Annotated in this window: 15 protein-coding genes; 11 read left to right on the top strand and 4 right to left on the bottom strand. The window is 73.9% G+C overall.

The window, feature by feature from the left end:
• Nucleotides 1-230 precede the first annotated feature (230 nt).
• On the top strand, nt 231-2,264 hold the full coding sequence (locus tag ACIGW2_RS01175) for a HelD family protein (RefSeq protein WP_399840471.1): 2,034 nt from the start codon (nt 231-233) through the stop codon (nt 2,262-2,264).
• A 5-nt stretch (nt 2,265-2,269) separates the two neighbouring features.
• Here ACIGW2_RS01175 and ACIGW2_RS01170 read toward each other — a convergent pair whose 3' ends face one another.
• Nucleotides 2,270-3,178 carry an aminoglycoside phosphotransferase family protein gene (locus tag ACIGW2_RS01170; protein WP_391652756.1) on the bottom strand — a complete coding sequence of 303 codons (909 nt, stop codon included), beginning with the start codon at nt 3,176-3,178 and terminating at the stop codon, nt 2,270-2,272.
• Between the two features lie 431 nt (nt 3,179-3,609).
• Here ACIGW2_RS01170 and ACIGW2_RS01165 point away from each other — a divergent pair, with 431 nt between their 5' ends.
• Nucleotides 3,610-4,359, top strand: a complete 750-nt coding sequence (locus ACIGW2_RS01165) for a helix-turn-helix domain-containing protein (protein ID WP_391652757.1) — start codon at nt 3,610-3,612, stop codon at nt 4,357-4,359.
• A 12-nt stretch (nt 4,360-4,371) separates the two neighbouring features.
• On the opposite strand, the gene ACIGW2_RS01160 is transcribed toward ACIGW2_RS01165, so the two are convergent.
• Nucleotides 4,372-5,070 (bottom strand): copper homeostasis protein CutC, encoded by a 699-nt coding sequence (locus ACIGW2_RS01160; protein WP_399840470.1) that lies wholly within the window; start codon nt 5,068-5,070, stop codon nt 4,372-4,374.
• A 284-nt stretch (nt 5,071-5,354) separates the two neighbouring features.
• On the opposite strand from ACIGW2_RS01160, the gene ACIGW2_RS01155 reads away from it, so the two are divergent.
• Nucleotides 5,355-6,149 (top strand): alpha/beta hydrolase, encoded by a 795-nt coding sequence (locus tag ACIGW2_RS01155; protein WP_399840917.1) that lies wholly within the window; start codon nt 5,355-5,357, stop codon nt 6,147-6,149.
• Nucleotides 6,150-6,203: 54 nt separating this feature from the next.
• On the opposite strand, the gene ACIGW2_RS01150 is transcribed toward ACIGW2_RS01155, so the two are convergent.
• Nucleotides 6,204-7,238 carry a hypothetical protein gene (locus tag ACIGW2_RS01150; protein WP_399840468.1) on the bottom strand — a complete coding sequence of 345 codons (1,035 nt, stop codon included), beginning with the start codon at nt 7,236-7,238 and terminating at the stop codon, nt 6,204-6,206.
• 209 nt (nt 7,239-7,447) lie between these two features.
• On the opposite strand from ACIGW2_RS01150, the gene ACIGW2_RS01145 reads away from it, so the two are divergent.
• The 3 genes from ACIGW2_RS01145 (at nt 7,448) to ACIGW2_RS01135 (ending at nt 10,464) form a co-directional block, all read left to right on the top strand.
• A complete protein-coding gene (locus ACIGW2_RS01145; RefSeq protein ID WP_356068582.1) occupies nt 7,448-7,732 on the top strand; it encodes a cation transporter in 285 nt (94 codons plus the stop codon).
• A 120-nt stretch (nt 7,733-7,852) separates the two neighbouring features.
• A complete protein-coding gene (locus ACIGW2_RS01140; RefSeq protein WP_399840466.1) occupies nt 7,853-10,120 on the top strand; it encodes a heavy metal translocating P-type ATPase in 2,268 nt (755 codons plus the stop codon).
• A gap of 44 nt (nt 10,121-10,164) precedes the next feature.
• Nucleotides 10,165-10,464 (top strand): metal-sensitive transcriptional regulator, encoded by a 300-nt coding sequence (locus tag ACIGW2_RS01135; protein ID WP_391652948.1) that lies wholly within the window; start codon nt 10,165-10,167, stop codon nt 10,462-10,464.
• 36 nt (nt 10,465-10,500) lie between these two features.
• On the opposite strand, the gene ACIGW2_RS01130 is transcribed toward ACIGW2_RS01135, so the two are convergent.
• Nucleotides 10,501-10,668, bottom strand: a complete 168-nt coding sequence (locus tag ACIGW2_RS01130) for a hypothetical protein (protein ID WP_391652762.1) — start codon at nt 10,666-10,668, stop codon at nt 10,501-10,503.
• Between the two features lie 84 nt (nt 10,669-10,752).
• Between ACIGW2_RS01130 and ACIGW2_RS01125 the strand changes: the two genes are divergently transcribed.
• The 5 genes from ACIGW2_RS01125 (at nt 10,753) to ACIGW2_RS01105 (ending at nt 14,486) form a co-directional block, all read left to right on the top strand.
• Nucleotides 10,753-11,127 (top strand): BlaI/MecI/CopY family transcriptional regulator, encoded by a 375-nt coding sequence (locus ACIGW2_RS01125; protein WP_356068571.1) that lies wholly within the window; start codon nt 10,753-10,755, stop codon nt 11,125-11,127.
• Nucleotides 11,124-12,035, top strand: a complete 912-nt coding sequence (locus ACIGW2_RS01120) for a M56 family metallopeptidase (protein WP_391652763.1) — start codon at nt 11,124-11,126, stop codon at nt 12,033-12,035. The genes ACIGW2_RS01125 and ACIGW2_RS01120 overlap by 4 nt, the downstream gene beginning before the upstream one ends.
• A gap of 105 nt (nt 12,036-12,140) precedes the next feature.
• The gene (locus ACIGW2_RS01115) at nt 12,141-12,623 is read left to right on the top strand and encodes a GNAT family N-acetyltransferase (protein ID WP_361574535.1); all 483 of its coding nucleotides are present in this window, start codon (nt 12,141-12,143) and stop codon (nt 12,621-12,623) included.
• 286 nt (nt 12,624-12,909) lie between these two features.
• A complete protein-coding gene (locus ACIGW2_RS01110) occupies nt 12,910-13,908 on the top strand; it encodes a class I SAM-dependent methyltransferase (RefSeq protein ID WP_361574532.1) in 999 nt (332 codons plus the stop codon).
• 125 nt (nt 13,909-14,033) lie between these two features.
• Nucleotides 14,034-14,486, top strand: coding sequence for a Fur family transcriptional regulator (locus ACIGW2_RS01105; RefSeq protein ID WP_399840465.1), 453 nt, complete (start codon nt 14,034-14,036; stop codon nt 14,484-14,486).
• Nucleotides 14,487-14,544 lie beyond the last annotated feature (58 nt).

Genomic DNA, 14,544 nt, shown 5'->3' with positions numbered 1-14,544 from the left:
ATCACCCCAAGGGCCGAACCCGGGTCCCCCGCGAGTCGGACCCGGCCCGGACCGGCCCCCCTACGGGTCGCCCCCGAGGAAAATCCATTCGCGTCCGCCCCGGCGACGGCGTACACTCGCCAGCTTCCCGCCTCCCGTCACGCCCGTACGCGTACGTGGAGCGCCGCCGCCCGGTCGGAAACCGGCGGCCACCGTGATGTGTCCGCGCCGTACCCTCCGGAGGCCTCAGCATGTCCGTCGACGTCGACGATCCGCTCGCGCGCGAGCGCGCCCACCTCTCCGCGTCCCGCGCCGCGCTGCGCGCCATGCGCGAGGACGTGGAGTCGCTCGACATCAAGGACGTCACCGCGAACTGGGTCAACGCCGTCATCCTGACCCGCCAGATCGAGGACCGCATCAAGGCCCTCGCCGACCTCTCCGACACCCCGCTCTTCTTCGGCCGGCTCGACTACCTGCACACCACGCAGGAGGGCCAACGCTTCTATATCGGGCGCCGGCACGTCCACGACGCCCAGGGCGACCCGATGGTGATCGACTGGCGCGCGCCGGTCTCCCAGCCGTACTACCAGGCCTCGAAGAAGGACCCGCAGGACGTCGGCCTGCGCCGCCGCTTCGGCTACACCGGCGGCGAGCTCACCGCGTACGAGGACGAGCACCTCTCCGACCCCGCCGAACTGGAGCGCACCAGCCGCCTGCTCCAGGCGGAGATCGAGCGCCCGCGCGTCGGCCCGATGCGCGACATCGTCGCCACCATCCAGCCCGAGCAGGACGAGATCGTCCGCTCCGACCTGTCCGGCACGGTGTGCGTGCAGGGCGGCCCCGGCACCGGAAAGACCGCCGTCGGCCTGCACCGCGTGGCGTACCTGCTGTACGCGCACCGGGAGCGGCTCGCCCGCACCGGCACCCTCGTCATCGGCCCCAACCGCTCCTTCCTCCACTACATCGAGCAGGTCCTCCCGGCGCTCGGCGAGCTGGAGGTGAAGCAGGCGACCGTGGACGACCTGGTCGCGCACGTGGAGGTGCGGGGCACCGACGAGGCGGCGACCGCCGTCGTCAAGGGCGACGCCCGGATGGCGGAGGTGCTGCGCCGGGCGGTCTGGTCGCACGTGTCGCTGCCGACCGAGCCGCTGATGGTGGTGCGCGGCTCGCGCCGCTGGCGCGTCCCCGCGTACGAACTGGAGGAGATCGTCCAGGAGCTGACGGACCGTGACATCCGTTACGGGGCGGCCCGCGAGGCCCTGCCGCAGCGCATCGCGCACGCGGTGCTCGTACGGATGGAGCAGGCCGGCGAGGCGCCGGACGACCGGGTGCAGAACGCGGTCGCGCGCAACGCGGCGGTCAAGGCGGTCGTGAAGGAGTGCTGGCCCGCGGTCGACCCGGCGAAGCTGGTGCTGCGGCTGCTGAGCGACCCGGAGTTCCTCGCGGAGCACGCCGCCGGGATCCTCGACGAGGACGAGCAGAAGCTGCTGCTCTGGGCGAAGCCGGCGCGCAGCGTCAAGACGGCGAAGTGGTCGGCGGCGGACGCGGTGCTCGTCGACGAGGCGACGGACCTGGTGGAGCGCACCCACTCGCTCGGGCACGTGGTGGTCGACGAGGCGCAGGACCTGTCCCCGATGCAGTACCGGGCGGTGGGCCGGCGCTGCACCACCGGCTCGGCGACCGTCCTCGGCGACCTGGCGCAGGGCACCACGCCGTGGGCCACGCAGAGCTGGGCGCAGGCGCTGGCGCACCTGGGCAAGCCGGACGCGGTGGTGGAGGAGCTGACCGCCGGTTTCCGCGTGCCGCGCGAGGTCATCGCGTACGCCTCGCGGCTGCTGCCGCACATGTCGCCGGGGCTCGCCCCGGTCGAGTCGGTCCGGGAGAACCCGGGCTCGCTGGAGATCCGGCGGGCGGCGCCGGAGGCGCTGGACGCCAGCGTGGTCGCGGCCTGCGTGGACGCCCTGGCCCACGAGGGCTCGATCGGCCTGATCGCCGCCGACGCCCGGATCGCGCCGCTCGCAAAGGCCCTGGCGGCGGCGGGCCTGCCCCACCTCTCCCCGGGCGAGGAGACCACGGCCGAGTCCCGCCTCACGCTGGTGCCGGCCTCGCTGGCGAAGGGCCTGGAGTACGACTACGTGGTCCTCGACGAGCCGTCCGCCGTGGTCGACGGCGAGCCCGACGAGCGCACCGGCCTGCGTCGCCTGTACGTGGCGCTGACCCGTGCGGTGTCGGGCCTGACGGTGGTCCACGCGACGGATCTGCCGGAGCAGTTGGACGCCGCGTAGGTGCCTCAGGCCGGGTACTCGGGCAGGGCCTGGGTCCAGGAGCGGTGGGCGACGGAGGCGAGGACCGGGTTCGTACGGCGGTAGTAGTGCTCGGTCACGATCCCCCAGCACAGGGCCCAGCCCCGGCCGCGCGCCCAGGTCGCGTCGTCGACCCGGGCCGCCTCGCGGAAGAGCGGCCGGGTCTCCGGGGTGAACAGCGTCCAGGCGGCCATCATGTCGCAGGCCGGATCGCCGGTGCCGAGGCCGCCGAAGTCGATGACGGCGGCGAGCCGGCCCTCGCGGGTGAGGAGGTTGCCGGGCAGCAGGTCGCCGTGCACCCACACGGGCTCGCCCTCGTACGCGGGCAGCCGGAGCACCGACTCCCAGGCGGCGGTGGCGCGTTCGGCCTCGGAGGCATCGAGGGTGCCGTCGGCGGCGAGGTCCCGCAGGGCGCCCGCCGTGTACCCCTTCTCCCAGTCGGTCACCGGCCCGCCACGGAAGGAGGTGGGCCCACCGGTCGCGTCCACGCCCCTGAGGGCGACCCCGAAGTCGCCCAGGGCGACGGCGGCGTGGGCGAGATCGGTGACGGGCGCGGCGAAGGCGTCGGCGCCGTCCAGCCACGTGTAGACCGACCACGCCTGGTCGAACCCCTCGCCGGGCTCCCCGAGTCCGACCGGCACGGGCACGTCGAGCGGCAACGCGGGCGCGAGCCGCGGCAACCAGCGCTGCTCCTTCTCCACCTGCCCCCGCGCCCACTCGGCCTTCGGCAGCCGCACGAGGTACTCCTCCCCGAGCCGGAACACGGCGTTGTCGGTCCCGGCCGACTCGAGCTCCCGCAAGGGCAGCCCGGCCCACTGCGGAAACTGCGCGTCCACCAGCCTCCGCGCCAACCCCTCGTCGATCCGCACCCCTGCCCCCGCCCGCGTCTCCTCCATGCGCGCGAGGCTACGGCGCCCGCCGCCGGGGACGCCACGGGGTTTCCACGCCCGCCCGTCGCGTCATCCGGGACGTGCTCGCCCGCGCCCCGGGGGTGCTCGACTCCCTGTAAATACGGGGGGAAGAACCCCTCCAACCCACCCCCTCCGTCCCCCAACTGCCCATTCCACACGATCGGGTGACAGATTGTCCGGAAGGCGGACGGGTGCGGTACGGTCGGCCGCGACAACGGCATATGCCCAAAAAAGCGGCCCCCGGCAGGACTGGCATCCTGGCGAGGGCCTACCGATAAGGAAGCGAACCCTTCCCCATGGCTGTTCCGCAGTCTAACGCGGCCCCGTCCGCGTCCAACGCCCCGTTCGAGATCCCCGCCGGCGCGCCACGCTCAGGGGTGATCCATGTGCGAGCCCGGCATCGGGACCGGTTCACCGTGGTGGGGAATCACCTGGCCCAGCATCCGACGCTGTCGGGGCTTGCGATCGGGCTCGGGGTGCACATCCAGTCGCTGCCGGACGGCGCCGACACGTCGGTGAAGCGGCTGACGCTGCGCTTCCGCGAGGGCGAGATCTCGATCCGGCGGGCGCTCAACGAGCTTGCCGAGGCCGGGTACTTGGAGCGGCGTCGGGTGGCGCTCGGCGGGGGGCGGTTCGCCACCCGGGTGATCTGGTACGACCGGCCCCGGGGCGCCGTACAGGCGCCCGGGCCCGAGCCGGAGCCGGAGGCCGAGCCGGAGCCCGTGCCGCCGCCCGAAGCCCCTCCGGCGCCCCCGCCACCGCCGGCCTCCGGGCCCGCCGTCGAGACGCTCGTGCGGCTGCGTGCGGTCGATTCCCGGCTGCTGCTGTCCCGGCGGGACGTGGAGCGGCTGGCGCCCGCCGTGGACGCCTGGTTCGCGGCCGGGGTGGACGCCGCGCAGGTGACGCGGACGCTCGTCGCGGGGCTACCGCCCGAGCACGTCCCCATTCACCATCCGGCCCGCTTCCTCGCGTACCGGCTGGACGCCTTCCTGCCGCCGCCGCTGCCCCCGCTGCCCGAGGCCGCCCCGGCTCCGCCGACGCCACCGCCGCCCCCGAAGCCACTGCCGATGGTGAACTGCGACGGCTGCGACCGCGGCTTCCGGAGTTCCGATCCGGACGCCCTCTGCCGGGACTGCAGACGGCGAGCCGCGTCAGCCGCCGCCTGAGCCGCCGCCGCGCTACGCGTCCAGGGCCGTGCGCCACTCCCGTACCGCCTCCGGCGAGACGGGGGCGGTCCAGCCGTGGGGGCGGGCGGCGCCGCCGATGTGGAAGGCGTCGAGGCCGGCCGCGCGGAGTTCGGGCAGGTGGTCCAGGCGGAGTCCGCCGCCGACCAGGATCCGGGGCTCGTAGCCGGGCTGCCCCGCGCGGGCGGCCTCCGCCTTGAGGGTGGGCAGGCCGTCGTCGACGCCGGTGGCCGCGCCGGCCGTGAGGTACGTGTCGAGGCCCGGCAGGTCCGCGAGCCGCTTGCGCAGCGCGTCGCGGTCGGCGGCCCGGTCGACGGCCCGGTGGAAGGTCCAGCGGCAGCCCTCGATGACGGCGAGCAGCCGCTCCACCGTGACCAGGTCCGGGGCGCCGTCGGGGGTGAGGAAGCCGAGGACGAACTCGGTCGCGCCGGCCTCGCGGAGCTCGGCGGCCCGCGCCACCAGGGCGTCCACCTGCGCCGCGTCCCCGGCCGCGAAGCCGTCGGTCAGCCGGAGCATCACGCGCAGCGGGATGTCCACCGCGGCGCGGATCGCCGCGAAGCCGGCCGTGGACGGGGTGAGCCCGTCCGCCGCCATGTCGGTGACCACCTCGAGGCGGTCCGCCCCACCGGCCTGGGCAGCGACCGCGTCCCGCTCGTCGAGGGCGATCACCTCCAGCACTGCACGGTTGCTCATCGAGCCCATTCCTCCACGCCGCCTACAGGTCTAGTCCAATGACCAGACTAAGAGATCTTTCCCCGTCGCGCACAGTGGATCTCGTCCCTCAATCCTTTGGCGGGCCGTGAGGAGGGCTGCTACGTTTCCCCCGGCCGTGCGACACGACGAGGAGGTGGTACCCGTGAACGCAGTTTCGACATGGGTGCTCCCCTCAGGGGTCACGGTCGGGCGATAGGTCGTCCGGGAGCGCCGTTTTCCCGCGCATCCCGAAGGACACGCCCACCATGACCATGACCTCGACCCTGCGCTTCACCTCCGAGCGCCTTCTCGACGACGGCGTCGCCGAGCGCGAGTTCACCCTCGGCGACATCCCCGGCTTCCTCTGGACCCCCGGGCCGGAGTCCACCGACACCGCCGCCGCCTCTGCCCCCACCGCCTCCGCCTCCACCGTCTCCACCCCGCTGATCCTCATCAGCCCGCCGCCGCTCGGCCTGGGCACGGTGTATCCGCGCATCGCCGGCCGCGCCCGGTACTACGCGACCCGGTACGGCTTCGCCTCGGCCACCCTCGAACTGCCCGGCAGCGGCGGGCGTCCCGGCTGGGAGGGGGCCCAGGAGACCCGCGCCGAGCTGCGCCGGGTCCTCCGGGCCGGCGAGCCGGTGGGCGCGGAGCTCGTCGACGCCCTCGTGCTGCCGCTGGTCGAGCGCGCGGCGCCGGAGTGGCGGGCCGCCCTGGACGCCCTCCTCGCACTGCCCGGCGTCGACGGCCCGGTCGGCTACGAGGGCGGCGTGATCTCGCTCGGCGTCCGCCTCGCCGCCGTCGAGCCGCGCATCAGGGCCGCGGGCCTCTTCGCCGGGAGCTTCGTGCCGGCCGCCTCGTTCGAGGAGGCCCGCCGGGTCACCGTGCCGCTGCACGTCCTGCTCCAGTGGGACGACGAGGACAACGACCGGCAGGCCGCCCTGGACCTCTTCGACGCCTTCGGGTCCCAGGAGAAGACCCTGCACGCCAACATGGGCGGCCACACCGGCGTCCCGGCCTTCGAGCTGGAGTCCGGCGCCCGGTTCTTCGCCCGTCATCTGAGGGACGTACGGGAGTAGTAGGCACACCGTGGGCCCCCGCCGCACCGGCGGGGGCCCACCTCCCTGCCAGACCTAGCCGTGGCTGTGGCCGCCCGCCTCGTGGCCCGGCTCCGCCGGCGCCCCCGTCGACGCCCCGGCCGGCGCCGGCTGCGCCGCGCCCGTCGCCCCCGCCCGTACGGTGAAGGCCGCCGTGCGCACCTTCCCCTCGTGCTGGAAGTCGAGGAAGAGGCGGTACGTGCCGGAGCTCGGCGCGGTCGCCGTGAAGGAGACGTCCGGGCCGGGGCCGCCCTCGTTGGGGTGGACGTGCAGGTAGGCGAGGTCGCCCTCGCGGAGCGCGACCAGGTGTCCGTAGGCGCCGAGGTAGGGCTCAAGGTTGGTCACCGGCTTGCCGGCCTTGGTCACGGTGAGCCGCAGCTCGCCCGCCTTGCCCGGGTCCAGGGTGCCGCCGAGGCGCACCTGGTAGCCGTCGACGTCGGCGGTCGGGGCCACCGGCGGCATCGGCTTCGGGGCGAAGGCGCCGGGGACGGACAGGTCGGCGCCGAGGGTCACGCCCTGTGCGCCCCGGACGGCCGGCTTGAAGTCGGCGAAGGCCTTGTACCCGCCGGCGGCCGGCAGGTCGGCGTCCACGGACCAGGTGCCGTCGGCGGCCTTCACCGGGTGCAGGTGGCGGAAGACGGTGAGGTCGCGCGAGGCGACGATGAAGTGCAGTTCCTTGCCGTGCTCGGTGGTGAAGGCGGTGACCTTCTTGCCGGCCGCGTCCTTGATGGAGAACTTCAGGGTGCTCTTGCCGAGGGCCGGGGTCGGCGTGTCGAGGGCGAGGGTGTAGCCGCCCTCGGAGACCTGGAGGCCGCCGGCGGCGGGGGCGTTGGCCGCGCCCGCCTCGTGCCCGGCGTGCCCGTCCCCGCCCTGCCCGTGGGCGGATTCCTTGCCGGACTCCGTTCCGGCCCCCTTCTCGTGCGAGGTGCCCGGCGTGGCCTCGGCGTGGCCGCCGTGCTCGGCCTTCTTCGGCTCGTCGATCGGTCCGACGCCCTTGCCGACCCCGTACGCCGTCCCGAAGGTCGCGGCGAGCGCGGCGGCAAAGGCAGTGATCTTCACTCCGGTGTTCATGGCTGCTCTCCCGTACGTGGGGTGGCGCGCGGGCGCGCCGTCAGTGTCGGTCGGGTCCCCTTCCATGCACCTCACCATACCCCTGGGGGGTATCAAAGTCACGTCGGTTCCGCACTTGCACGCGATACGGGAGGGGGGTATACATAGACCCGAAGCGATACCCCCCGAGGGTATCCGAGACCGCCAGTGACCGACCGACGGAGGACGACATGGGCTCCTGCTGCACCCCCGACAACAGCTGCAACACCACCGAGGCGACCACGGCCACCGCCGTCGCCGACGCCACCACCACGGTCTACGCCGTCAGCGGCATGACCTGCGGCCACTGCAAGACCGCCATCACCAACTCCGTCAGCGCGCTCGACGGCGTCATCTCCGTCGACGTCGACGTGGCCGGCGGCAAGGTGACCGTCACCACCGGCGGCGCGCCCGACGACGCCGCCATCGCCGCGGCGGTCGACGACGCCGGCTACGAGCTGACCGGCCGCGCCTGACCGTCGGGCCCGACCGGGCTCGACCGGCGCCGCGCGCCGACCGTGCCCACCGGCCGCCGGGGCTCGCCCACCACGCCCGGGCCCCGGCCCCCGACCCGTGACGAACGAGGAGCAGACCTCATGACAACGACGACCCCCGGCACCGCCCAGGTCGAGCTCGCCATCGGCGGCATGACCTGCGCCTCGTGCGCGGCCCGGATCGAGAAGAAGCTCAACCGCATGGACGGGGTCGAGGCCACCGTCAACTACGCGACCGAGAAGGCGAAGGTCACCTTCTCCGCCGACATCGCCGTCACCGACCTGATCGCGACCGTCGAGGCCACCGGCTACACCGCCAAGGAGCCGGAGCCCGAGCGCCCGGCCGCCACCGGCGGCCCCGAGGGCCCCACCGACGAGGAGATCGCCGACGCCGAACTGCGGCCGCTCAAGCAGCGCCTGATCACGGCCGTCGCGCTCGCCGTGCCGACCATCGCGATGGCGATGGTCCCGGCCCTCCAGATCGAGTACTGGCAGTGGCTGAGCCTCACGCTCGCCGCGCCGGTCGTCACGTACGCCGCCTGGCCCTTCCACAAGGCCGCCTGGACCAACGCCAAGCACGGCGCCGCCACGATGGACACGCTGATCTCGGTCGGCACCATCGCCGCGTTCCTGTGGTCGCTGTGGGCGCTGTTCTTCGGCACCGCCGGCACCCCCGGCATGACGCACCCCTTCGAGTTCACCATCGCCCGCACCGACGGCGCCGGGAACATCTACCTGGAGGCCGCGGCCGGCGTCACCGCCTTCATCCTGGCCGGCCGCTACTTCGAGGCCCGCTCCAAGCGCAAGGCCGGCGCCGCGCTCAAGGCGCTGATGCAGCTGGGCGCGAAGGAGGTCACCGTCCTCAGGAACGGGCGCGAGGTCACCGTGCCGACCGCCGAACTCCAGGTCGGCGACCGCTTCCTGGTCCGCCCCGGCGAGAAGATCGCCACCGACGGCACCGTCGTCGAGGGCTCCTCGGCCGTCGACGCCTCCATGCTCACCGGCGAGTCCGTGCCCGTCGAGGTCGGCGTCGGCGACTCCGTCACCGGCGCGACCCTGAACGCCGGCGGCCGCCTGGTCGTCGAGGCCACCCGGGTCGGCGCCGACACCCAGCTGGCCCGCATGGCCAAGCTCGTCGAGGACGCCCAGAACGGCAAGGCCGCCGCCCAGCGCCTCGCCGACAAGATCTCCGCCGTCTTCGTGCCGATCGTCATCGCGCTCTCGCTCGGCACCCTCGGCTTCTGGCTCGGCACCGGCCAGGGCCTGACCGCCGCCTTCACCGCGGCCGTCGCCGTCCTGATCATCGCCTGCCCGTGCGCCCTGGGCCTGGCCACCCCGACCGCCCTCATGGTCGGCACCGGCCGCGGCGCGCAGCTCGGCATCCTCATCAAGGGCCCCGAGGTCCTGGAGACCACCCGCAAGGTCGACACCATCGTCCTGGACAAGACCGGCACCGTCACCACCGGCCGGATGACCCTCATCAAGGTCCACACCGCCGCCAGTACGGACGAGACCGACGTGCTGCGCCTCGCCGGCGCCCTGGAGCACTCCTCCGAGCACCCGATCGCCCAGGCCGTCGCCACCGGCGCCGCCGCCAAGGTCGGCACCCTGCCCACCCCCGAGGACTTCGCCAACATCCCCGGACTCGGCGTCCAGGGCGTCGTCGACGGCCACGCCGTCCTCGTCGGCCGCGAGAAGCTGCTCCAGGAGTGGGCGATGGAGCTCACCCCGTCACTCAAGGCCGCCAAGGAGGCCGCCGAGGCCGCCGGCAAGACCGCCATCGCGGTGGCCTGGGACGGCCAGGCCCGCGCGGTGCTCGAAGTCGCCGACGCCATCAAGGAGACCAGCGCCGAGGCCATCAAGCGGCTGCGCGCCCTCGGCCTCACCCCGATCCTGCTCACCGGCGACAACAAGGCGGTCGCCGAGGCCGTCGCCGCCGAGGTCGGCATCGACGAGGTCATCGCCGAGGTCATGCCGCAGGACAAGGTCGACGTCGTCAAGCGCCTCCAGGGCGAGGGCCGTTCGGTCGCCATGGTCGGCGACGGCGTCAACGACGCCGCCGCGCTCGCCCAGGCCGACCTGGGCCTCGCGATGGGCACCGGCACCGACGCCGCCATCGAGGCGGGCGACCTGACCCTGGTCCGGGGCGACCTGCGGGCCGCGGCCGACGCCATCCGGCTCTCCCGCAAGACCCTCGGCACCATCCGCTCCAACCTCTTCTGGGCCTTCGCCTACAACGTGGCCGCCCTGCCGCTCGCCGCGGCCGGACTGCTCAACCCGATGATCGCCGGAGCGGCCATGGCCTTCTCCTCGGTCTTCGTGGTCGGCAACAGCCTCCGCCTGCGCGGCTTCCAGGCCGCCGACCGCTAGGCCGTCCCCGAGCACGACCCCTTCCAGCGCCGTGATGTGACGTACTGACGGGAGAGGCCGCCATGGCCGGTTACGTACAGCAGAAGGAAGACATCATCAGACGCCTCCGGCGCATCGAGGGACAGGTCCGGGGGGTGCAGCGGATGGTGGACGAGGACGTCTACTGCATCGACGTCCTCACCCAGGTCTCCGCGATCAACGCGGCCCTCCAGTCCTGCGCCGTGGCCCTCCTCGACGAGCACCTCAGCTGCTGCGTCACGGAGGCCATCGAGGCCGGCGGGGACCAGGCCAAGGTCAAGGTCGGCGAGGCGTCGAAGGCGATCGCCCGCCTGATCCGCACCTGAGCCGCACCTGATCCGCACGCCGACAACTGAAAAGAGTCAGCCGCCCTTGTGCGAAGGGCAGTCGGCGGTCAGCCGGACGCTCAGCCGAAGACACAGGCCGAGCACCTGACGCAGGAGCACCAGTTCCACCGCGCCGGGCAGTCCGGGGACGCAGACCTTCGCACAGGGGCGGTTCTTCACGAGTCCGTTCATGAGGGTCGTCATCCCGCCATGCTACCCCCGGGGGGTATACCTGAGCGGGCGAGGCGGCCCGTACGATGAGCCGCCCGGAGCGGGGAGGGGATGCACGTGCGCCGGCTGGGAGAGCTGGAGGCCGAGATCATGGACCGGCTGTGGGCCTGGCAGCGGCCCGCCACGGTCCGCGAGATCGTGGACGACATCAATCTGGGGCGCCGGGTCGCCTACACGACGGTCATGACCGTCGCGGACATACTCCACCGCAAGGGCTGGCTGCGCCGCGAGAAGTCCGGCCGGGCCTGGCTGTACGAACCCGTGCGCAGCCGCGAGGAGTACACCGCCGGGCTCATGCAGGACGCGCTCGGCGACAGCCAGGACCGGCCCGCCGCCCTGCTGCGCTTCGTGGAGACCATCTCCGACGAGGACATGGCGGCCCTCGACGCGGCGCTGCGCACCGCCCGGCGCGCCCAGGGCGTGGAACGGTGAACCACCACGCGCTGCCACCGCTCGGCCTCCTCCTCTGTACGGGCTTCCTCGTGCCGTGGCTGCTCGTGCGGGCCCGCTGGGCGCAGCAGGTGCCGCGGCTCGCGCTCGCGGTGTGGGCGGTGAGCGGGGCACTGTTCACCGGCTCGGCGGCGCTGCTGCCGGCGCAGCTGATCCTGCCGAGCTCGACCGGACACCGGCTCAGCGACGCGCTGTTCGGGCTGCGGCTGCCGACGGCCGAGGAGTTCCTGCGGTTCACGGCGCTCGAATACAGCTCGCTCGCCCTCGCCCTGGGCATCTTCGCGGTGCCCGTCACCTGCTTCGCCCGGACCCTGCTGCGGGCCCGCCGGCAGCGGCGCCGGCACGCGGAGACGCTGCGGCTCGTCGGGCGGTACGACGCGGGGCTCGGCGTCACGGTCCTGGAGCACGAGCGGCCCGCGGTCTACTGCCTGCCGGGGCGTTCGCGCCGGGTGGTGGTGTCCTCCGGCGCCCTGGACGCGCTCACCGGCCCGCAGCTGGCCGCCGCCCTGGCGCACGAGCGGGCGCACATCACGGGCCGGCACCATCTGCTGGTCGCGGCGGTGGAGGCCTTCGCCGCCGCCTTCCGGCATCTGCCGCTGGCCCGGGACGGCGCCACGGCGGTGCCGCTGCTGCTCGAAATGGCCGCGGACGACCGGGCGTTGCGCCGCTGTTCGCGCGACGCGCTGGCCACCGCGCTGTACGCGCTCGCCTCCGGCCGGGCGCCGCGGCAGGCCTTCGGAGCGGGCGGCCCGTCGGCCGCGCTGCGGATGCGGCGCATCCTCACCCCGCACAGCGCCGGGCATCCGGTGCTGTGGGGACTGGCGACGATCGCGGCGGCCGGCCTGGCCGCGGCCCCGCTGATCATCGCCTGCTGCTCGTTCCCGAATTAATTACTAAGGGAATTCGTAGATTTCACATCGGTCGCACCCCGTCCGAATTCCCGGCTATTGTGGGTCTGTTGGCGTTCAGCTCGGCACGTCGAAGGGTACGAACCAATGCAGCTGGCGGACGTGCGGGCGGCGGAAGCCGCCGACGCGACGACGATATCCAGGCTGCTTGCCGAGTGCATCCGGGACAGCTACACGGAAATACTCGGAGAAATCCCCACCGGACGGCTGGTGTCCGCGCAATGCGCACTCCCCCGTATCCGCGCGGAAATTGAAATTCCCGGCGGCGCGCCCGGCTGGCTCGGCTGGCTGGTGGCCGCGGCACCGGACGGCACCCTGCTCGGCGCGGTGGCCGGCGGCGTGCCCGTACCGGGCGAGGGCGAGCTGTACGCGCTCGCGGTGCTCCCCGCGGCCCGCCGCGCCGGGATCGGCACGGCCCTGCTCGCCGCGACCAGCGAGCGGATGCGCGCCTACGGCGCCACCGAGCTGCGACTGACCCTCCCGGCCGCCGCCGACCCCTCGCTCCCCTTCTACGAGCGTCGCGGCTTCGCCCCGCTCGGCGACGCGAATCGCCACAGCCGCCCGCTCTGACGGGGCCGGCGCCCTCCTCGTACGCGCGCCCCTTTCTCGTACGCCCTCCCTTTTCTCGTACGCGCTCCTGAAGCCCCCGTACGGGCTCCCGCCCCCTCGCACGCGCTCCGGCGCCCACGACTCCTCCGCGCGCCCCCGTGGCAGACACACGCCATCGCGTGTTCACGCCCCCGGATCCGCTGGAACCGGCCCTTCGCCGCAGGTCAGGATGGAGCACAGCGGCGCGGCCCCGGCGGCACGGGTGCCCCGCCCGGACGGCACGGACCGAGCGAGCCCTGGAGGAGCGATGCACACACCGAGCGGCACTTCCCTGCCCGTCGTGCCCGCACCGCTCGCCCCGGTCCTGCCGTCCCGATACGACCGGCGTCACCCTTCCGGCCATCCTTCCGGCCACCCCTCGGGCCACCCCTGCGGCCCCGAGCACCACGGCCACCACGGTCACCACGGCCCCGACCGGCACGCCGGTCACCTCGAACTGCCCGCCCCCGGCGCCGGGATCCGGCTCCCGTCCGACACCCTTCCCGGACTGGAATCCGTCTCCCCCGGCGACGAGGACTCGGTCTGGCTGCACGACGCGCTCCTCGGCCCGCACAGCGCCGACATCGTCCGGTACCTCTCCCTCGCCCGGTCCACCGGCGGCCCCGTCCTCGATCTCGGCTCCGGCGCGGGACGGCTCGCCGTCCCCTTCGCCCGGCACGGCTTCGCCGTGGAGGCCGTGGACCGGGACGGCCCCGCCCTGGAGCGCCTCGAGAAATGGGCCCGGCGGATCGGTCCGCAGGTCGCCGGGCTCGTCGTGACCACCCGGGCCGACCTCACGGAGCTGCGGCTCGACGGCGACTACCGGCTCGCGCTGCTCGCGGGCGCGATGGTCTCCGCCGTACCGCCGCAGGCACGGCCCCGGCTGCTGCGCGAGATCGCCTCGCACCTGGGGGCGGGCGGAGCGCTCGCGCTCGACTACACGGCCCACCAGCTGCCCGGCCTGGTCGCCGAGCCGCAGCGCACCTGGGCCTTCCAGGTGCCGCGCTTCGACGGCATCGACGAGTGGGTGGTGGCCCGGCAGACCTTCGACCTGCCCACGATGAGCGAACGGATCACCTACTACGCGGCCCGCACCGGGAAGCTCTCCACCGAGCGGGTGGTGCTCCGCACCGACAAGTGGATCGTGGACGGCGAACACCTGGCGGCCGAGCTGCACTCGGCCGGCCTGCACATCGAGGGCCGCCGGCGGCACCGGATCGACGACCGGACGGAGAGCGTGCTCCTGGTCTGCCGGGCGGACGACTGAGTCCGCAGCCGGGCGTGCCCGGCCTGGCCGAGGATCCCCTGACGCCAGGGTTGGGCAAGAGGTACGATGCCCACAAAGGTTTGGGCCGACCAGGCATCGGGTGGCGGGCGGAGAGAATGGCAGTCGTGGAAGAGCTGACGGGCCGCGAGGCGGTGATCCAGCGCCTGCGCGACGTGGGCCTGCGGGTCACCGGTCCGCGCCTGGAGGTGCTCACGGTGCTCGCCGCCGGCGGCCATCTCGACGTGGAGGCGATCACCGCGACCGCCCGCGAGCGCCTGGGCACGCTCACCAGCCAGGCCGTCTACGAGATGCTGCGGCACTTCCAGGAGACCGGTCTGGTCAGCAAGTTCGACCGGCCGGGCCTGCCCGCCGTGTTCGAGATCTCCGGCCCGCCGCACCAGCACGCCCTGTGCCTGCGGTGCGGCCGCGTGGCGAACGTGACCGCCACCGCCCCCGCCCCGCCCCGCGGCAGCCTGCCGGACTGGCGGGTCAGCGACGCCGAGGTGGTCTTCAAGGGCGTCTGCCCCGACTGCCACGCCACACCGGACGCCGAGCCGGACGCCGGTCCGGAGGCCTAGCCGGACGCCGGGCAGGACGCCGGCCCGGTGGACGCGTGCCCCGCAGGCCGAAAGCGGG

It is taken from the genome of Streptomyces sp. NPDC053541 (genome assembly GCF_044544705.1).
Classification (GTDB): Bacteria; Actinomycetota; Actinomycetes; order Streptomycetales; family Streptomycetaceae; genus Streptomyces.
This window is presented reverse-complemented; position numbering and strand designations above follow the sequence as displayed.